Source organism: Streptomyces sp. NPDC015131 (assembly GCF_043079975.1).
Classification (GTDB): Bacteria; Actinomycetota; Actinomycetes; order Streptomycetales; family Streptomycetaceae; genus Streptomyces.
Window position 1 is genome coordinate 296,555 of sequence record NZ_JBIBVB010000008.1, and the last position, 17,072, is coordinate 313,626.

A 17,072-nucleotide genomic window follows, 5' to 3' on the forward strand; every position below is an offset into this window, starting at 1 on the left:
CACTGTGACAGATGACGCCCATTCGTCACAACAGTTCGGACGCGGAAGCCGTCCTCGACGCGGCCCGTGACTGCGTCCTCGCCGTCGGCGTGCGCCGGACGACGCTCACCGACGTGGCCCGCCGCGCCGGGGTCTCCCGCATGACGCTCTACCGCCGGTGGCCCGACGTGCGCACCCTCGTCGGGGACGTGATGACCCGTGAGTGGGTCGGCCTGGCCGTGGCGGCGATGCCCGGGCGGGTCCCGGGCGCCCCGGCCCGGACGCGGCTCGTCGACGGGCTGGTCGCCGGGATCGAGGCGTTCCGCGCCCACCCGCTGTTCCACAAGATCCTGGACGTCGACCCCGAGCTGCTGCTGCCCTATGTGCTCGACCGGCGCGGCGCCAGCCAGGACGCGCTGCTGGGCCTCATCACCGGTGCGCTGGAGGAGGGGCACGCCGACGGTTCCGTACGGCACATGCACCCCGATCTCCAGGCCCGGTCCGTCCTGCTGGTCGTCCAGTCCTTCACGCTCTCGCTGCGCACCATGACCGAGGAGTCGGACCCCGCGCTCGGGGAGGCGGCGTTCCTCGCCGAGCTGCGGACCCTCCTGGAAAGGACCCTCACCCCATGAGCCACCCGCGTGACACCACGTCCACCCGGTCGTCCTCGCTGAGCGCGGCGCGCCGCCGCCGCGAACTGGCCGGGCTCGCCGGCGGGGAGCAGGTCGACGTCCTGGTCGTCGGGCTCGGCGCCACCGGTGCGGGCGCCGCGCTGGACGCCGCGTCCCGGGGCTTGACGGTCGCCGCGATCGACGCCCACGACCTGGCCTTCGGCACCTCCCGGTGGAGCTCCAAGCTCATCCACGGGGGGCTGCGCTATCTGGCGTCCGGCCAGCTGGACGTCGCCCACGAGAGCGCGGTGGAGCGGGGCGTCCTGATGGAGCGGACCGCGCCGCACCTGGTCGCCGCCCAGCCCTTCGTCCTGCCGCTGACCCCGCTGGTGTCGCGCGCGCAGGCGGCGCTGGCGCGCGCCGGGCTGCACGCCGGCGACGTGCTGCGCGCCTCGGCCCGCACCTCGCGCGCCACCCTGCCGGGGCCCCGCGCCCTCTCCCCCGTCGAGACCCGGCACATGGCGCCCGCCCTGCGCCCCGCCGGGCTGCGCGGCGGGCTGCTCTCCTGGGACGGCAGGCTCAGCGACGACGCCCGGCTGGTCACCGCGCTCGCCCGGACCGCCGCCGCGCACGGCGCGCGCGTCCTGACCCGCGTCCGGGCCCTGTCGCTGGACGGCACGGGCGCCCTGGTGCGCGACGAGACGACCGGCGAGGAGACCAGGATCCGGGCCCGTGCGGTCGTCAACGCCACCGGGGTGTGGGCGGGCGGGCTGATCGACGACATCCGGCTGCGGCCCTCCCGGGGCACGCACCTGGTGCTCCGCTCCGAGGACCTCGGGTCGCTCACCGCGGGCCTGCACATCCCCATCCCCGGGGAGGCCAACCGTTTCGTGCTGGTCCTCCCCCAGGGCGACGGCCGGGTGTACGTGGGGCTCACCGACGAGCCGGTCGACGGCGAGGTGCCGGACGTCCCCGAGGTGCCGGAGACGGACATCGGCTTCCTGCTGGACGTGCTGGGCTCGGCCCTCGACGTGTCACTGGGCCGGGAGGACGTGATCGGCGCCTTCGCGGGCCTGCGGCCCCTGCTGGACACCTCCGGGGCGGCCGGGGCGCCCCGTACGGCCGACATCTCGCGCCGGCACGCGGTGCTGACGTCGCCGGACGGGGTGGTGACCGTGGTGGGCGGCAAGCTCACCACGTACCGGCGGATGGCGCAGGACGCACTGGACGCGGCGGTCGCCGCGCGCGGTCTGGTGGCGGGCCCCTGCCGGACGGCCGCCCTGCCGCTGGTCGGCGCGGCGTCCCCGGCCCGGCTCGCGGCGCTGGACGCCCCGCGCCGGCTGGTGCGCCGCTACGGCACCGAGGCCACGGCCGTTCACGCCCTGGGCCTCGCGGATCCGGCTCTGGCGCGGCCCGTCGTACCGGGCCATCCGGTCACCGCGGCCGAACTGGTGTGGGCGGTGCGCCACGAGGGCGCCCTGGACGAGGCCGACCTCCTCGACCGCCGCACCCGGATCGGTGTCGTCCCGGACGACCGGGCGGCGGCGCTGGTGACGGCCCGTGAGGTGCTGCGCCACGAGGAGGAGCTGCTCGCACCGCGCTCGGGCGGTGCCGTGTCCGCGTAGGGAGGCGGGGGGTCAGTTGTTGCTGTGACGGGTGAGGCTGTAGCAGAGAATCAGGACGGCTACCGCCATCACGGTCACATGCAGCCACGCGGGGGCGGCAGAGGCGTCCTGGGCCGCGGTCACAAAGGTGTTCACCGGTTCCTCCGAGTCATGTCGTGTCGTGGTGGTGCTCCGTCGTCATGGGTCGCGCCTACCCCGTCGGCGGGGAGCGACGCAGCGGCGCGGCGCACCGGCCACATCGAGACGGCCCGGCCGGATCCGCCCGCCGCGTACGACGAATGGCCCGCGCGCCGCGCCGGGAGGGCACCCGGGTCTCACGCCCGGCCGGGACGTGACGGGCCGTCGGGCGGGACTTGGCGGTTGGGGGCCTTGACGGTCCGGCTTCAGGCGGGCGGGGTCTTGCCGGCCGCCTTCCCGTCCGCCGGGGCGGTCGCGGTGCCGGTGCCGGCGTCGCTCTCCGCCCGTGCCAGGACCAGCACCCCGGTGACCACCAGGGCGACGCCGATCGCCTCCGGGACCAGCCACCAGTGCCCGCGCAGGTGCTCCTCGTACAGCAGCAGCCCGAGCGTCAGGCTGACGGCCGCGTCGCCGAGGGTGAGCGCGGGCTGCGACGCCACGAGCGGGCCGCCCTGGAGGGCGTGTTCCAGCAGGAGCAGCGCGCAGACGCCGCACGCGGCGAAGGCGTAGGTCTGCCAGGCGGTGAAGAACGCGCCGACGCCCTCCTCGTCGAGGATGTGCATGGACGTCTTCATCAGGGCGGCCGTCAGGGCGTAGCAGATGGCGGTGGCCAGGCCGAGGCAGCCGGCCCGCGCGGGGCCCGGCGGCTTGCGCAGCGCGTACGCCGTGAGCAGCACGACCACCACGGCGCAACCCGCGAGGGTGAACACCCACCGGTCGATCGGGACGCGGGTGCGGTTGCCCTCCGGGGACGCGGCGATCATGGCGAGGCCCAGCCCGGCGACCACGGCGGCCACCGCGGCCCACTGGCGGCCCGGCAGGCCCTGGCGGTCCGCGAACGAGCCGAAGAGGAGGGCCAGCGGCAGTTCCAGGATGAACAGCGGCTGGACGAGGGCCAGCGGGCCGGTCGCCAGGGCGGCGGCCTGGGCGACCCCGGCGACGATCACGGTGAGGATGCCGGCCAGCCACAGCGGGCGGCGCAGCAGATCGAGGATCATGCCGGGGCGGAAGCCCTGGGCCTGGGGGACGGTCAGCGTGGCCCGGCGCTGGAGGACGGTGGCGAGCGCGTTGGCGGTGGCGGCGCACAGCGCGAAGACGGTGGGGAGGAGGACGCCCATCCGTCGATCCTGCTGCCGGCGCGCGGACCGCGCGAGGCGGACACGGCGGACCCGGGCCAGTGGAGTGGCGGGGTGCGCCGGTGGAGTGGCGCGGACGGCCCTCCCGCACGGCGTACGGCGGCGGGCCCGGCGTACGCGCCGGCGGTCAGCCGTCCTTCAGCTCGTCCACCAGGTGCCGGACCGCGTCCGCCGAGGAGCTCAGCGCCTCCCGGGAGGCGGTGCGGGCCACCCGGACGCGCTTGGACCCGTAGTGGACCAGGACAGACGCGCCCGACGCGTACGCCACGGCGAGCGCGCCCGCGACGCGCTCCGGCGCCCAGACCCGCTCCAGCCCCCGGACGATCGCCGAGTGCGCCGACCACAGCGCGAGCAGGCCGCAGGCGCCGCCCGCCGCGAGGGCCACGGCGCCGTGGCGCGCCTCCGACAGGCCGAGGGCCGCTTCCTCGCGCGCGGCCTCGATGTCCTCGCGGACCGTGGTGTCCTCGCGGACGAGGGTGTGAACATCCTGTACCGACTGCTCCATGGCACGCGCATACCCGCCGCGCGGCCCGGCACACCGGTGCCCGGCCGCGCGCGGCGGCGGGGTCCACGAGGATCTCCGAGGGCCTTCGAGGTCTACGAGGTCTACGAGGTCTACGAGGGGGAGATGTTCACCATCCAGGTGACGCCGAAGCGGTCCTCGCACATGCCGAACTCGTCGCCCCACATCTGCCGTTCCAGGGGCACGGTGACGGTGCCGCTGTCGGAGAGCTTCTCCCAGTAGCCGCGCAGGGTGTCCCCGTCGGCGCTGTCGCCGCTGAGGCTGACGGACATGGAGTTGCCGGGGCGGTGCTCGGAGCCGGGCGGGGTGTCGGCGCCCATGAGGGTGAAGCCCCGGTCGGTCTCCAGCATGCCGTGCATGATCTTGTCGGCCTGGCCGTGGTCGGAGGTGCCGAAGCTGCCGTAGGGGTTGAGGTCGAGATGGCCGCCGAAGACCTGCTGGTAGAACTCCATGGCCTGGCGTGCGTCACCGTCGAAGCTGATGTACGGGTTGAGGCGGAGTGCCATGTTGTGCCCCTTTCTGTGCGCCCCCATCCTCGCGGATGGGGGCCGCACCGCAACATCACGTACTCCGCTCCCCTCCGCCGCCTCTTCGCCGTCCTTCGCCCCCTGTTCTCCTCTCAGCCCCGGAGCCAGCGGCGCAGGACGCGGCTCACGGCGGGCATCGCCGCGTACGTCATGAGGACATTGAAGACGACGGCGATCACGGCGCTGCCGACCACCGGGTGCAGCCCGGTCAGGTGCGGCACCAGCAGATAGCTGCCCGCCAGCGAGATCGGGTAGATGGCCAGCGTCGCGCTGATCGCCATCTTCCAGCGCGGCGGCGCCGGTGTCACCGCGCCCGGCTCGGCGAACCAGGTCTCCATGCCGGTCAGTTCGCGCCGCGCCACCTCGTGGTGGTAGTGGCCCTCGCAGTGGGCGAACCAGGCGGCGCGCTCCGGCGACTCCTGCCACGCCCGGCACGCCTCGGCGTCCCGGAAGCGGTGGACCAGGAACCAGGGCGCGCCCTCGTGGGAGGGGCGGAACAGTCCGTGGCCCAGGTGGCCGGGGAACTGCGCCGCGCTGGCGAGGATGCCGCGCGCCCAGCGTTCGAAGGCGGCCTCGTGCCCGGCCTCGACCTCCCGGGCGATCAGCAGGGTCACCTCGCCGGTGTCGGCGGGCACGGCTCTGTGCTCAAGGCTGACAGCGGTCACTTGCTCTCCCGATGCTCGTGCCGCGCCCAGGGGCACTGTACGGGGCTGCGCCCGCGGCGCCACCCTCCGGCCCCCGCCCACCGGAACGCCCCGCCCGCCGGAACGCCCCACCGGGCCCCCGCCGGGGGACCCCCCGCCCGCCGGGGAACCCCCCGCCCGCCGGGGCGATCAGCAAGGGTTTCCCCTCCTTCTCAGCCGTTCACGGTTCTGACATCGTGCGTTCTCCCCCTGCTCGTGCGACCCGGCTGCCCGACCAGCACGCCGGGACTCGGAGGACGCATTGATACGTCACATATCCAGACGGCACCCGCTGACCTCGGGCGCCGTCGCCGCCGCCGCGCTCGGCACCGCCCTGGCCCTCTCCGCCCCGGCCACGGCCGCCACTCCGGAGCCCGCCCCGCGCGCCGCGGCCCCCGCGGCCGCCGCCGCCCCCGCCGCGTGGGCCGCGGGGACCCGGGCCCACCTGGTGATCACCGCCCCCGGTGACACCTCCGCCGTACGGGCCGCCGTGAGCACCAACGGCGGTTCCGTGTACGCCTCCTACGACGCGATCGGCGTCGTCGTGGCCCACTCGGCGTCCGCCGGCTTCGCCGCCGCGATGCGCACCGTTCCCGGCGTCCAGCAGGTGGGCGCCACCCGCACCTCGGACGTCCCGGCCGACGCGTACGACCCGGCGCTGCCGGCGAACCCGTCCCAGACACCGACGACCCTGACCGAGAGCCTGACCCGCTGGGACATGACCCAGATCAACGCCGACAAGGCATGGGCGGTCACCACCGGCTCGGCGTCCGTCAAGGTCGGGGTGCTCGACACCGGTGTGGACGACCGGCACCAGGACATCGCGCCCAACTTCAACGCGGCGGACTCCGTCTCCTGCGCGTACGGCAGAGCGGACACCCGGGCCGGCGCCTGGCGCGACGTCGGCACGCACGGGACGCATGTCGCCGGCACCATCGCGGCGGCCAAGAACGGCAAGGGCGTCGTCGGTGTGGCGCCCGGGGTGCGGATCTCCTCGGTGCGCATCGCCGAGCCCGGCAGCAGCCTGTTCTTCGCCGAGAACACCATCTGCGGCTTCATGTGGGCCGGTGACCACGGCTTCAAGGTCACCAACAACAGCTACTACACCGACCCGTGGCAGTTCAACTGCCCGGACAACGCGGACCAGGCCGCCATCATCGAGGGGGTGCGGCGCGCCCAGGAGTACGCGGAGCGGCGCGGTTCGCTCCAGGTCGCGGCGGCCGGCAACTCCAACCTCGACCTGGCGAACAAGACCGTCGACACGGAGAGCCCCAACGACTCCACCCCGGTGCGGCGCCCGATCACCAACGCCTGCCTGGACATCCCCACCGAGCTGCCCGGTGTGGTCACCGTGGCCGCCACCGGCAAGGGCGACGTCAAGGCGTCGTACTCCAACTACGGCAACGGCGTCGTGGACATCACCGCGCCGGGCGGTGACGGTGCCTCCGGCGTCTACTCCACGCTGCCGGGCGGCACCTACGGCAACATGAACGGGACGTCGATGGCGTCCCCTCACGTCGCGGGTGTGGCCGCGCTGATGGCGAGCGCCGATCCGGCCGCCACCCCGGCGGACCTGCGCGCCCGCCTGGGGGTCCAGGCCGTGGACGTGCCCTGCCCCTCGGACCGCCGGTGCGCGGGCACCACCGCGAAGAACGGCTTCTTCGGTGAGGGCCGGACCGACGCGCTGAAGGCGGTCGGCGGGACGACGCCGCCGCCCGGCGGGTACTTCGAGAACACCGCGGACGTGGCGATCGCGGACAACGCGACCGTCGAGAGCCCCCTGCCGGTCTCGGGCGTCGCGGGCAACGCGCCGGCGGCGCTGAAGGTGGGCGTCGACATCGCGCACACCTACCGGGGCGACCTGGTGCTCTCCCTGGTGGCGCCGGACGGCACGGTGTACCCGCTGGAGGACTTCGCCGACGGCGACGGCGCGGACGACGTGCGCAAGACCTACACGGTCAACGCCTCGTCCGAGGTGGCGAACGGCACCTGGAAGCTCCGGGTCCGGGACGTCGCCGCCCAGGACACCGGCCGGATCAACGCCTGGAACCTGACCTTCTGATCCCACCGCGCGGTGTGGTGCCGGCTCACACCCGGCGCCACACCGCCATGGCGAACGAGAACACCCCGTACAGGGCCAGACCCACCGCTATCACCACAAGCAGCCACGGACCGGCGGGAGTCCCCGCGAAGGAGCGGATGGTGTCGTCGAGGCCCTTCGCCTCGCTCGGCCGGTAGGTGACGGCCGCCCGGACCGCGAACCCGCCCGCCGCCATGAAGACCAGCCCCCGTGCCACTCCCCCGGCCACGCCCGCCACGTCGACGGCGGTACGGGCCCTGGCGGGCATGTCGCCCAGCCGCAGGTGCTTGCGGTACTTGCGGCGGACCGCCTGCACCGCGCCGACCGCGCCCACCACGGCGACGGTGATCCCGGCCGCCGCCACCAGCCACTGGCCGGCGGGCAGTTCCAGCGCGCGTGCGGTCAGGTCGTGGGACTGGCGGTCGCTCTCGCCGCCGCCCTCGCTGTGGTCCCCGGCGGCGAACACCAGGACCGACCAGGCGATCACGGCGTAGAAGACGGTGCGCCCGGCGGACAGCAGCCGCCGGGTCGTCTTGTGGCCCCACAGCGCCTCGGTGAGCTGCCACAGCGCCATGCCCACCAGGCCGATGCCCAGCAGCCAGAGGACCACCGAGCCCAGCGGCCTGGCGGCGATCTCGCTCAGGGCGCCGCCCCGGTCGGCCTGTTCGGCCGGGTCGCCGAGGGCGATCCGCAGCGCGAGGGCGCCGACGAGCAGATAGATCACACCCCGGGCGGCGAACCCCCACCGCCCCGCGACCTCGACGACGGTTCTGCCGTTCTTGCCCCTTGCGCGGCTGCGTATGCTCACCTCGTCACCTCCCCTGCCCCGTTGCCCCGCGATCCGGACGGGAAACCACCGGGCGGGCGGGGTGGCACGGACCGTCCGGGGCGCGGGCGGCGGCACCCACGGTGAAACGATTCCTCGGAGTCTTCTCCGGTTTCCTCCGGTTCTCTCCGGATTCTTCGGAGGCTCCTCCGGATTCTTCGGAGGCTTCTCCGGAATCCTGGGAGGCTTCTCCGGAATCCTTCGCCGGTTTTCGTTATCCGCTCCCCTCCACGCGGTCTCCCCTGTACCGGGCACACCCCCGCCCGGCGGGAAAGCGACCACGAGAGGGACCGACAGGTGAGCCAGACACACGAGGTACGGCTGGTCGAGGCGGCGCAGTCCGGGGACCAGCGGGCGCAGGACGAACTGGTCTCGGCGTACCTGCCGCTCGTCTACAACATCGCGGGCCGGGCGCTGAGCGGCCACGCGGACGTGGACGACGTCGTCCAGGAGACGATGATCCGGGCGCTCGGCGGCCTGGGTTCGCTGCGCGACCCCCGGCGGTTCCGCTCGTGGCTGGTGGCGATCACCATGAACCAGATACGCGACCACCGCTTCGACCCGGCGCTCGCCGCGCCGCTGCCGGAGGGCGCCGACCCGGCCGACCCGGGCGCCGACTTCGTGGACCTCACCATCCTGCGGCTGGGCCTGTCGGGGCAGCGGCGCGAGGTCGCCGAGGCCACCCGGTGGCTGGACGACGGCGACCGGGAGCTGCTGTCGCTGTGGTGGCTGGAGGCCGCCGGGGAGCTCAGCCGGACCGAGGTGGCGGACGCGCTGGAGCTCACGCCGGAGCACACCGCGGTGCGGGTGCAGCGGATGAAGGCCCAGCTGGAGACGGCCCGGATCGTCGTCCGGGCGCTGGCGGCGGCACCGCGCTGCGTGCTGCTGGACGGCACGCTGGCCGGCTGGGACGGGCTGCCGTCCGCGCTGTGGCGCAAGCGCATCGCCCGGCACGCCCGCGGCTGCACGGTCTGCTCCGGCCACGGCGCCGGGCTGGTCCCCGCCGAGGGGCTGCTGGTGGGCCTGGGCCTGGTGCCGGTGGGCGCGGCGCTCGCCGGGGCTGGCGCCGCGGACGGCGCCTTCGGCCTGGCGGGGGCGGGGTCCCCGGGTGCGGGCGTCTTGGGCGGCGAGGCGGCGGTGGCCCGGCACGGTGCCGGCGGCCGGGGCGCGGGGCCCGCGGGCAACCGGCGCCAGGAGCGGCACGCCCGGCGCAGGCGGCAGCGCCGCGGGGCGGTGGCCGCGGCGGCGCTGCTGGTCGCCGGCGGCGGTGTGGCCGGGGTGCAGTTGCTGGTCCCCGACGACGAGGGCAGCCGTCAGATCCGTACCGAGGCGGCGACCGCCCCCGCACCCTCCCTGGAGGCGACGGCCTCCGCACCGGCCTCGCCGTCCCCGTCGGTCTCGGCCTCCGCCTCGCCGTCGCCCTCCGCCTCCGCGACCCCCTCGCCCTCGGCGACCCCGTCGAAGAAGCCCTCGAAGAAGGCGGAACCGAGCCGGACGCCCGAGGAGCCGCGCCCCGAGCGGTCCCCGGCCCGGCAGCGCTCCGCCCCGGCCCCGGAGCCCGAGGCCCCGTCCGGCTCGTTCGGGCAGCAGGTGACGACGCTCGTCAACCAGGAGCGGGCCAGGAACGGGTGCGGCCCGGTGAGCCAGAACAGCACCCTCGACACCGCCGCCCTGCGCCACTCCGAGGACATGGCCGCCCGCGGCTACTTCGACCACACCAGCCCCGACGGCACCGACCCCGGCGACCGGATCACCGCCGCCGGCTACCAGTGGTCGACCTACGGCGAGAACATCGCCCGCGGCCAGCAGTCCCCCGCGTCGGTGATGGACTCCTGGATGAACAGCCCCGGCCACCGCGCCAACATCCTCAACTGCTCGTTCAAGGAGATCGGCGTGGGCGCCCACCAGGGGTCCGGCGGCCCGTGGTGGACACAGGTGTTCGGCGCGCGCGGCTGACGGCACCGGCCGGGAGTGCCCCGTACGAGGGGTGTCGCAGGAAGGGTTCAGCGGCGGCGGACCGGGGGCCTATCCTCGTTGCGGGCCGCCGGGGCACCCTGCCGCGCCGGCCGGGAAGGGGGCCGTCGCCCGGCGCCCCGCCACCGGAAGGGAGCGGTCGTGAAGCCGGCCAGGGAAGCGGACGTGGAGCTGGACCGCGATGTGTTCCTGCGGGGACTCGTCCGGGAGCTGGCGACGTCGCTGGAGTCCGTCGTGGGGCTGGAGGAGGCGTCCGGCTACATCAGCCTGGTCGGCCAGTCGGTCGGCTCCCAGATCAACGACGCGTACACCAGGGCCCTGCGGCTCCCGCGGCTCGACCGCGAGCAGGTCGCCGACGTCCTGGTCGACCTCAAGCAGCGGATCGGGGGTGACTTCTACCTGATCTCCCAGGACGACGAGCGGATCGTGCTGGGCAGCCGCAGCTGCCCGTTCGCCGAGAAGGTGCTGGGGCGGGAGTCGATGTGCATGATGACGTCCAACGTCTTCGGCACCATCGCCGCCCGGAACCTCGGCTACGCCCGGGTCGAGCTGGAGGAGACCATCGCCCGGGGCAGCACCGGCTGCCGGGTGGTGGTGCACCTCACCCCGGACCCCGTACCGGACGACGAGGACGGCCGCGAGTACTTCGACGACGCCCACCCGCCGGTGTACCAGGCGCCCTCCCCGCGCCGGCCGCGAGGGGAGTGAGATGGACCTGGCGGCCTTCCACGCCGTGGCGAAGCTCCTCCCGCACGCGGTCCTGGTGGCCGACGCCTCGGGCCGGATCCTGGCCGCCAACCCCGCCACCCGGCGCACCGTGGACACCCTGCGCCCCGGGGAGGACCTGCTCTCCCTGGTGACCGACCCGGAGGCGGTCGCGGGCCGGCTGGCCCAGTGGCTGCGCAGCGGGGCGCCGCTGCCCGGCGTGATGACCGCCCGGGACGGCGAGGGCCGCCCGGTGCGGCTGCGCTGCCACGGCGCGCGCGCCACCTGGTGGACGGGGCCCTCCCCGGCCGTCCAGGTGCACCTCTCGCGGCTGGACGTCAGCGACCGCTTCGTGGCCCTCAGCCAGCGGCTCAGCCTGATGAACCAGCAGATGGCCTACCGCCGGGCCATCGCCGAGCAGCGGGACCGCCTGCTGCGCGCCGAGACGGAGGCGCGCGCCCGGATGCAGCGGCTGTACCGGCTCACCGCCGCGCTGGCGTCGAGCGGCGACCTCACCGAGGTGTGCGACGCGGTGCACAAGAGCGCGCCGCAGGCGCTCGACGCGGCCGGGGTGACCCTGGAGCTGCATCCGCGCCGGATCGTCCCGTCCCTCGCCGCCACCGACACGCTGCCCGTCTCCACCACCGCGTCGTGGACCGACCTGGACCGGCCGCACGCCGGGCCGCCCGCCCCGCCGCCGGCCGGGCCGGCCCGCCGGGTGCCGCTGGAGGCGGAGGGGGTCGTCCTGGGCAGCCTGGTCATCCACGACGGGCCGGGCGCCGGGCAGGACGCCGACCACACCACGGCCATCGCCCAGCTGATCGCCCAGGCCGTGCGCCGGGCGGGCCTGTTCGAGCACGAGCACCGGCTGGCCGTGCGGCTGCAGCGCAGTCTGCTGCCCCGGCTGCCGGAGGTGCCCGGCCTGGACATCGCCGGGTGCTACGCCCCCGGTACGCACATGGTGCACGTGGGCGGCGACTGGTACGACGTCCATCCGCTGGGCCCGCAGACCGTGGGCCTCACCATCGGGGACGTGGCCGGGCACGGCATCGCCGAGGCCACCGCGATGGCGCAGATCAGCACGGTGCTGCGCAGCATCTCGCGCCGGCACGGCGACCGGCCGCCGGCGGTGATGGCGGAGCTGAACGACTTCCTGGGCACGTACCACGAGGGCCTGATGGCCACCGCGTGCTACGCCACGTACGACCGGGCCGCGCGGACGCTGCGCTACACCCGGGCGGGCCATCCCCCTCCGCTGCTGATCCGGGAGGACGGCACCACCGAGTACCTGATGGCGGGGCTGGCGCCGCCGCTGGGTCCGGTGCCGTTCGACCGGTACCCGGAGGCGGAGGTGGCCGTCCCGCCGGGCGCGACGCTGGTGTTCTACACCGACGGCCTGATCGAGCGGCGGGGCGAGAGCCTGGACGTGGGGCTGGACCGGCTGGCCCGTACGGCGGCGGCCGCCCCGGGCCTGGACGCCCTCGGTACGGGCGAGTTGCTGCTGGACCGGCAGCCCGACACGGACGTGCCGGACGACCGGGCGCTGCTGATCGTCCGCTTTCCGCCCGGTCCCTGACGGGTGGGTGACTCCTGCGGGTGAAGCGGGCGCGGAAGATCGCCCCGTCCGCTCCTCGCGCCGCGACACTGTCCCCGGGGGTGTCCGGGTCCGTGGTCCCGGCCGCCCCGAGGTGACGTCCGTCGTGGCCGGTGTCCGGCCCGGTGTTCTGGGGGGCTCGGTATGGCGCGGCGCGCGTCCGGTGCCGGCGCGTGGTCGCGCCTGCGGTACCGCTTCGACAACGCGATGGCGCACGGCACCCCCGTGCTGATCGGCTGGCTGACGCTGCTGTGCCTGCTGATCGTGGTGCCGGCCAGTGTGGTGCTGGTGTGGGCGGACCGCGCGGCCCCGCCCTCGTTCTCCGGCCGGGTGGCGGCGGTGTGGGGAAGCGTCGGCCGGACGCTGCGGCTCGGCGGCGAGGTGGGGCCGCCGGTCTATGTGGCGATGTCGGTGCTGCTGGCCCTGGTGGCGCTGCTGTTCGTGTCGGCGCTGGTGAGCCTGATCACCACGGGGCTCAATGAGCGCCTGCTGGCCCTGCGGCTGGGCCGGTCGGCGGTCGTGGAGGAGGGGCACACGGTGGTGCTCGGCTGGTCCGACCAGGTCTTCCCGGTGGTCGGGGAGCTGGTGGCGGCCAACGCGAACCGGCGCCGGGCCGCGGTCGCGGTGCTGGGCGACGAGGACAAGCTGCTCATGGACGGGGAGATCGCGAGCCATGTCGGCCACACCCGCACCACCCGGGTGGTGTGCCGCAGCGGTGCCACCACCGACCCGGCGATCCTGCCCCGGGTGAGCCCGGCGACCGCCCGGGCGGTGCTGGTGCTGCCGCCGGCCGGTCCGGGCGCGGACCGGCAGGTGGTGAAGACGCTCCTGGCGCTGGACGCGGCGGTGCCGCGCGGTCCGGGCCGGGTGGTGGTGGCCGCGGTGCGGGACCCGGGCCACCACACGGCCGCGACCCTGGCCGTCGGGCCGTACGGGCATGTGCTGAACGTGGACGACATCGTGGCGCGGCTGCTGGTGCAGACCTCGCGGCAGCCCGGACTGTCGCTGGTCTACCAGGAGTTGCTCGACTTCGCGGGCGACGAGTTCTATGTGGTGCCGGCCGGCCCTCTGGCGGGCCGTACCTTCGGCGAGGCGCTGGGGGCGTTCGCCACCACGTCGGTGACCGGGCTGGTCCGGGCCGGCGGCGGGCTGGTGCTGAACCCGCCGCCGGGCACGGTGATCGGGCCGGAGGACCGGCTGGTGGTGATCACCGAGGACGACGACACCGCGGTGCCGGCGGCGGCCGCCCCGCCGGTGGAGGAGGACGCCATCGTGGCGGCGCCGGTCCGGGAGCCGGTGGCGGAGCGGCTGCTGCTGCTCGGCTGGAACCCCCGCGCCCCGCTGATCGTGGCCCAGCTCGACCAGTACGTACGGCCGGGGTCGTCGCTCGACGTGGTGTCCCTGAGCGATCCGGCGGGGGTGCGCGCGGTCGCGGGGTGGACCGGGCGGCTGCTGGTGACGTTCCACCGGGGCGACATCACCGAACGGCGCACGCTGGCGCGGCTGGACGTGCCGGCGTACGACAGTGTGCTGCTGGTGGGGGACGAGGGCGCCGGGCAGGGGGACGACCGGGAGACCGACGACCGGACCCTGGTGACCCTGCTGCACCTGCGGGCGGTGGAGGAGGCGACCGGGCGGGACCTGGCGGTGATCACCGAGATGACCGACGACCGCAACCGGCTGCTGGCGCCGGTGCGGCAGGGCGCCGACTTCATCGTCAGCGGCCGGCTGATCAGCCTGCTGATGACGCAGATCGCCGAGAACCCGCATCTGGCCGGGGTGTTCGACGAGCTGTTCACGGCGGGCGGCAGCTCGGTCCTCCTGCGGCCCGCGACCGACTATGTGGCGGCGGGGCGGGAGGTCTCCTTCGCCACGGTGGTGGAGTCGGCGCGGCGCCGGCAGGAATGCGCCATCGGCTACCGGCTGCGCGCCGAGGCGTCCACCGGACCCGGGTACGGGGTGCGGGTCAATCCGGACAAGCGGCGGACGGTGCGGTTCGGTCCGGGGGACGCGGTGATCGTGGTGGCGGAGGGGTGAGCCCGCCCCCACCCGTACCGGCGCTCACCCGGGCACCTCCGGCCACGGCCGTCACCCGTCGGGGTGGGGACCGGCCGTCACCGACCGCGACCGGGTGAGAACCGCCGGAGCCGGGGCACAAGGTGCGGCAGCAGAAGGAGGGTGCCGTGGAGGGTGAAGCATTGAGACTGGGGGACGTCCTCGCGGAGGCGGCGGACGCCTCACCGGTGGAGTCGGTCGACGTCGTCGCCCGGCATCTGCAGAAGCGGTTCCACGCGGTGTGCGTCTCCTTCCTGTTCGCCGACCTGATCGGGGAGCGCCTGGTCCGGCTGGCGATCGCGGACGGGGTGAGCGGGGAGCAGGAGGCGGCCACCCATGTGGAGCTGCCGGGCAGTGTGTACGAGAAGGTGCTGTCGTCCCAGCGGCTGCACGTGGAGCCGGACGCCGGGGGCGCCCGCCGGGTGATCGCGCCGGTCACCAACCGGGGCGACCGCATCGGGGTGCTGGAGATGACACTGCCCGGGACCGACGAGACGGTGCTGCGGCAGGTGCACGAGGCGGCGCTGGCGCTGGCGTACATCATCGTCACCGACCGGCGGTTCACCGATCTGTACCACTGCGGCAGGCGGACGACGCCGACCAGTCTGGCCGCCGAGATCCAGCACAACCTGCTGCCGTCCGCCTCGTGTTGCGAGGCCGCGCAGTTCTCCGTGGCCGGTGGTCTGGTGCCGGCGGACGACATCGGCGGGGACACCTACGACTTCGCTCTGGACCGCGAGACGCTGCACCTGTCCATCACGGACGCGATGGGGCACGACACCGAGTCGGCCCTGCTGGCCACGCTGCTGGTGGGCGCGCTCCGGGGTGCCCGGCGGGCCGGGTGCGACATCGTGGAGCAGGCCGGCCGCGCGCACCGGGCCCTGCTGACACACGACTGCGGCATCGCCACCGGCCAGTTGCTGCGGATCGGGCTGGACGGCGGCGGGGTGGAGCTGGTCAACGCGGGCCATCCCAGGCCGTTGCGGCTGCGGGACGGTGTGGTCGAGGAGCTGGCCCTGACCGTCAACCTGCCGTTCGGGGTGCCGTCGCCCCGGCCCTACCGGGTGCAGCGGCTGGACCTGCGGCCGGGTGACCGGCTGGTCCTGCTGACCGACGGGATGCAGGAGCGGTGCGCGGAGAGCGTGGACCTGCCGGCCCTGGTGCGGGACACCCGCGGGATGCATCCGCGGGAGGCGGTGTCGGCGCTGGTGGGCGCGGTGCGCACGGCGTGCGAGGGCGAGATGCGGGACGACGCCACGGCGTTGTGCCTCGACTGGTACGGCACCGGGGCGGACGGCTTGCGGGGCATGCGGACCGGTTGATCCGCCGGTACGGGCCGGGGCGTCCGCCCCGGCCGGGTCACCGTGCCGGAATGCGCCATTCCCTCCTTACGTACGGCAATCGCTTGCCCGCGCGGTGTCACCGCCGGTGCGGGCGGTTCCGCATCGGCCCGCATCCGGGGCATATGCGTGTCCCGGGCGGGCCACGGAGGCCGAACCGGGCACGCGGCGCGCCCTGGCGGGTTCGAGCCGTGGCGGCGTGCGCCGGGGCGCGCGGGGGCAGACGGGCGCGCCGGGGGTGACCTAGCCTCCCGCGCCATGCGACTCACACACCTCGGACGAGCGTTCCTGACCGCACTGCTGGGCATCGCCGTCGTCCTGGGCCTCAGCGGCCCCGCGACCGCGGCTGACGGGCGGGCCGCCGCGGCGGACCTCACCTTCGCCGTGGACCAGCCGACCGTCGCCCCCGGCTCGACGGTGAACCTGACCATGACGTTCACCAACAACCAGGAGACGGACATCTGGTTCGTCTACCAGTCGGTGCAGCCCACCTGGCTCACCACCCAGCGCAAGGACCTCAAGTACGCCATCGCCTCGTGCACCGCCGACGGGGTGACCTGTTCGGGCACGGGCACCACGGCGGTGGGTCTGAACTACGCCGTGCCGATCCCGCCGGGCGCCTCCCGGACGGTGAACCTCGCGGTGCAGATCGCCGCCGACTCCGGCTGCAACGGGAACATCGGCTTCTACTCCTACCTGTACTACGAGTACAACGGCGGGCAGTCCACCAAGGACGGGGTGTTCACCACTCCGGAGACGCGCGTCACCTGCGCTCCCGCCCAGCCCTGATCCCTCCCCCGAGCCCCTCGGCGGCCGGCCGCACCCCGGGTGCGACCGGCCGCCGTCGTGTGCGCCCGCCGCCGCACCGGCCCGCCGCGGCTTCCGGCAGCCGCCGGGCCCGCCGCGCCTGGCCGAAAAGCGGCAGGCGGTGCGGGGCCCCGGCCGGGCCGGCCGGGGCGCCCCGGGACGGGGCGGCGGCGGACGGGGGCGCAAGCGATTTCCCGCGTGTGCCACCAGGGGTGCGCCCCCGCGCGGACGCGCCGGACGGGCCCCGGCGACGCCCCGCCCCCCGCGTCCCGGACGGGCCGCCCACCCGGTGCCGCACCTGTGGTTTTCCGTCATGTTCCACGTCGTGCTCACGAATCCTCCACACAGGCCGCACTATGTGACGCGTCGGAGCGGAACGGGGGCGCCTTCGTGGGGTGCGCCCGTGACGCTGGGGGGTGGGGTGTGTCCG

Annotated in this window: 15 protein-coding genes; 9 read left to right on the forward strand and 6 right to left on the reverse strand. The window is 74.9% G+C overall.

Annotation, left to right across the window (positions count from 1 at the left end; all coding sequences use genetic code 11):
- The first annotated feature begins 11 nt into the window (after nucleotides 1–11).
- The gene (locus tag ACF08D_RS29195; RefSeq protein WP_392226849.1) at nucleotides 12–611 is read left to right on the forward strand and encodes a TetR/AcrR family transcriptional regulator; all 600 of its coding nucleotides are present in this window, start codon (nucleotides 12–14) and stop codon (nucleotides 609–611) included.
- Nucleotides 608–2,215, forward strand: a complete 1,608-nt coding sequence (locus ACF08D_RS29200) for a glycerol-3-phosphate dehydrogenase/oxidase (RefSeq protein ID WP_392226851.1) — start codon at nucleotides 608–610, stop codon at nucleotides 2,213–2,215. Before ACF08D_RS29195 ends, ACF08D_RS29200 begins: the two co-directional genes overlap by 4 nt.
- Before the next feature lie 12 nt (nucleotides 2,216–2,227).
- Here ACF08D_RS29200 and ACF08D_RS29205 read toward each other — a convergent pair whose 3' ends face one another.
- The 5 genes from ACF08D_RS29205 to ACF08D_RS29225 all read right to left on the reverse strand — a co-directional run bounded on the left by ACF08D_RS29205 (nucleotide 2,228) and on the right by ACF08D_RS29225 (nucleotide 5,243).
- Nucleotides 2,228–2,350 (reverse strand): hypothetical protein, encoded by a 123-nt coding sequence (locus tag ACF08D_RS29205; RefSeq protein WP_392226853.1) that lies wholly within the window; start codon nucleotides 2,348–2,350, stop codon nucleotides 2,228–2,230.
- Between the two features lie 248 nt (nucleotides 2,351–2,598).
- A complete protein-coding gene (locus tag ACF08D_RS29210) occupies nucleotides 2,599–3,510 on the reverse strand; it encodes a DMT family transporter (protein WP_392226854.1) in 912 nt (303 codons plus the stop codon).
- Between the two features lie 145 nt (nucleotides 3,511–3,655).
- On the reverse strand, nucleotides 3,656–4,033 hold the full coding sequence (locus ACF08D_RS29215; RefSeq protein ID WP_392226856.1) for a phage holin family protein: 378 nt from the start codon (nucleotides 4,031–4,033) through the stop codon (nucleotides 3,656–3,658).
- A gap of 110 nt (nucleotides 4,034–4,143) precedes the next feature.
- Nucleotides 4,144–4,557, reverse strand: coding sequence for a VOC family protein (locus ACF08D_RS29220; RefSeq protein ID WP_392226858.1), 414 nt, complete (start codon nucleotides 4,555–4,557; stop codon nucleotides 4,144–4,146).
- Nucleotides 4,558–4,670: 113 nt separating this feature from the next.
- Complete coding sequence (locus tag ACF08D_RS29225) at nucleotides 4,671–5,243, reverse strand: antibiotic biosynthesis monooxygenase (RefSeq protein WP_392226860.1); 573 nt, start codon at nucleotides 5,241–5,243, stop codon at nucleotides 4,671–4,673.
- Nucleotides 5,244–5,523: 280 nt separating this feature from the next.
- On the opposite strand from ACF08D_RS29225, the gene ACF08D_RS29230 reads away from it, so the two are divergent.
- On the forward strand, nucleotides 5,524–7,323 hold the full coding sequence (locus ACF08D_RS29230; RefSeq protein ID WP_392226861.1) for a S8 family serine peptidase: 1,800 nt from the start codon (nucleotides 5,524–5,526) through the stop codon (nucleotides 7,321–7,323).
- 25 nt (nucleotides 7,324–7,348) lie between these two features.
- Here ACF08D_RS29230 and ACF08D_RS29235 read toward each other — a convergent pair whose 3' ends face one another.
- Nucleotides 7,349–8,149, reverse strand: a complete 801-nt coding sequence (locus ACF08D_RS29235; RefSeq protein WP_392226862.1) for a DUF1206 domain-containing protein — start codon at nucleotides 8,147–8,149, stop codon at nucleotides 7,349–7,351.
- 315 nt (nucleotides 8,150–8,464) lie between these two features.
- Here ACF08D_RS29235 and ACF08D_RS29240 point away from each other — a divergent pair, with 315 nt between their 5' ends.
- The 6 genes from ACF08D_RS29240 to ACF08D_RS29265 all read left to right on the forward strand — a co-directional run bounded on the left by ACF08D_RS29240 (nucleotide 8,465) and on the right by ACF08D_RS29265 (nucleotide 16,624).
- Nucleotides 8,465–10,123 carry a sigma-70 family RNA polymerase sigma factor gene (locus ACF08D_RS29240; protein WP_392226864.1) on the forward strand — a complete coding sequence of 553 codons (1,659 nt, stop codon included), beginning with the start codon at nucleotides 8,465–8,467 and terminating at the stop codon, nucleotides 10,121–10,123.
- A 159-nt stretch (nucleotides 10,124–10,282) separates the two neighbouring features.
- Nucleotides 10,283–10,849 (forward strand): methanogen output domain 1-containing protein, encoded by a 567-nt coding sequence (locus tag ACF08D_RS29245; RefSeq protein ID WP_392226865.1) that lies wholly within the window; start codon nucleotides 10,283–10,285, stop codon nucleotides 10,847–10,849.
- 1 nt (nucleotide 10,850) lies between these two features.
- Nucleotides 10,851–12,422 (forward strand): SpoIIE family protein phosphatase, encoded by a 1,572-nt coding sequence (locus ACF08D_RS29250; RefSeq protein WP_392226867.1) that lies wholly within the window; start codon nucleotides 10,851–10,853, stop codon nucleotides 12,420–12,422.
- A 162-nt stretch (nucleotides 12,423–12,584) separates the two neighbouring features.
- Nucleotides 12,585–14,477, forward strand: coding sequence for an NAD-binding lipoprotein (locus ACF08D_RS29255; protein ID WP_392226869.1), 1,893 nt, complete (start codon nucleotides 12,585–12,587; stop codon nucleotides 14,475–14,477).
- Nucleotides 14,478–14,623: 146 nt separating this feature from the next.
- Entirely contained in the window at nucleotides 14,624–15,817 is a 1,194-nt protein-coding gene (locus ACF08D_RS29260; protein WP_392226870.1) for a PP2C family protein-serine/threonine phosphatase, read from the forward strand.
- A 276-nt stretch (nucleotides 15,818–16,093) separates the two neighbouring features.
- Nucleotides 16,094–16,624, forward strand: coding sequence for a hypothetical protein (locus tag ACF08D_RS29265; protein WP_392226872.1), 531 nt, complete (start codon nucleotides 16,094–16,096; stop codon nucleotides 16,622–16,624).
- Nucleotides 16,625–17,072: the final 448 nt, after the last annotated feature.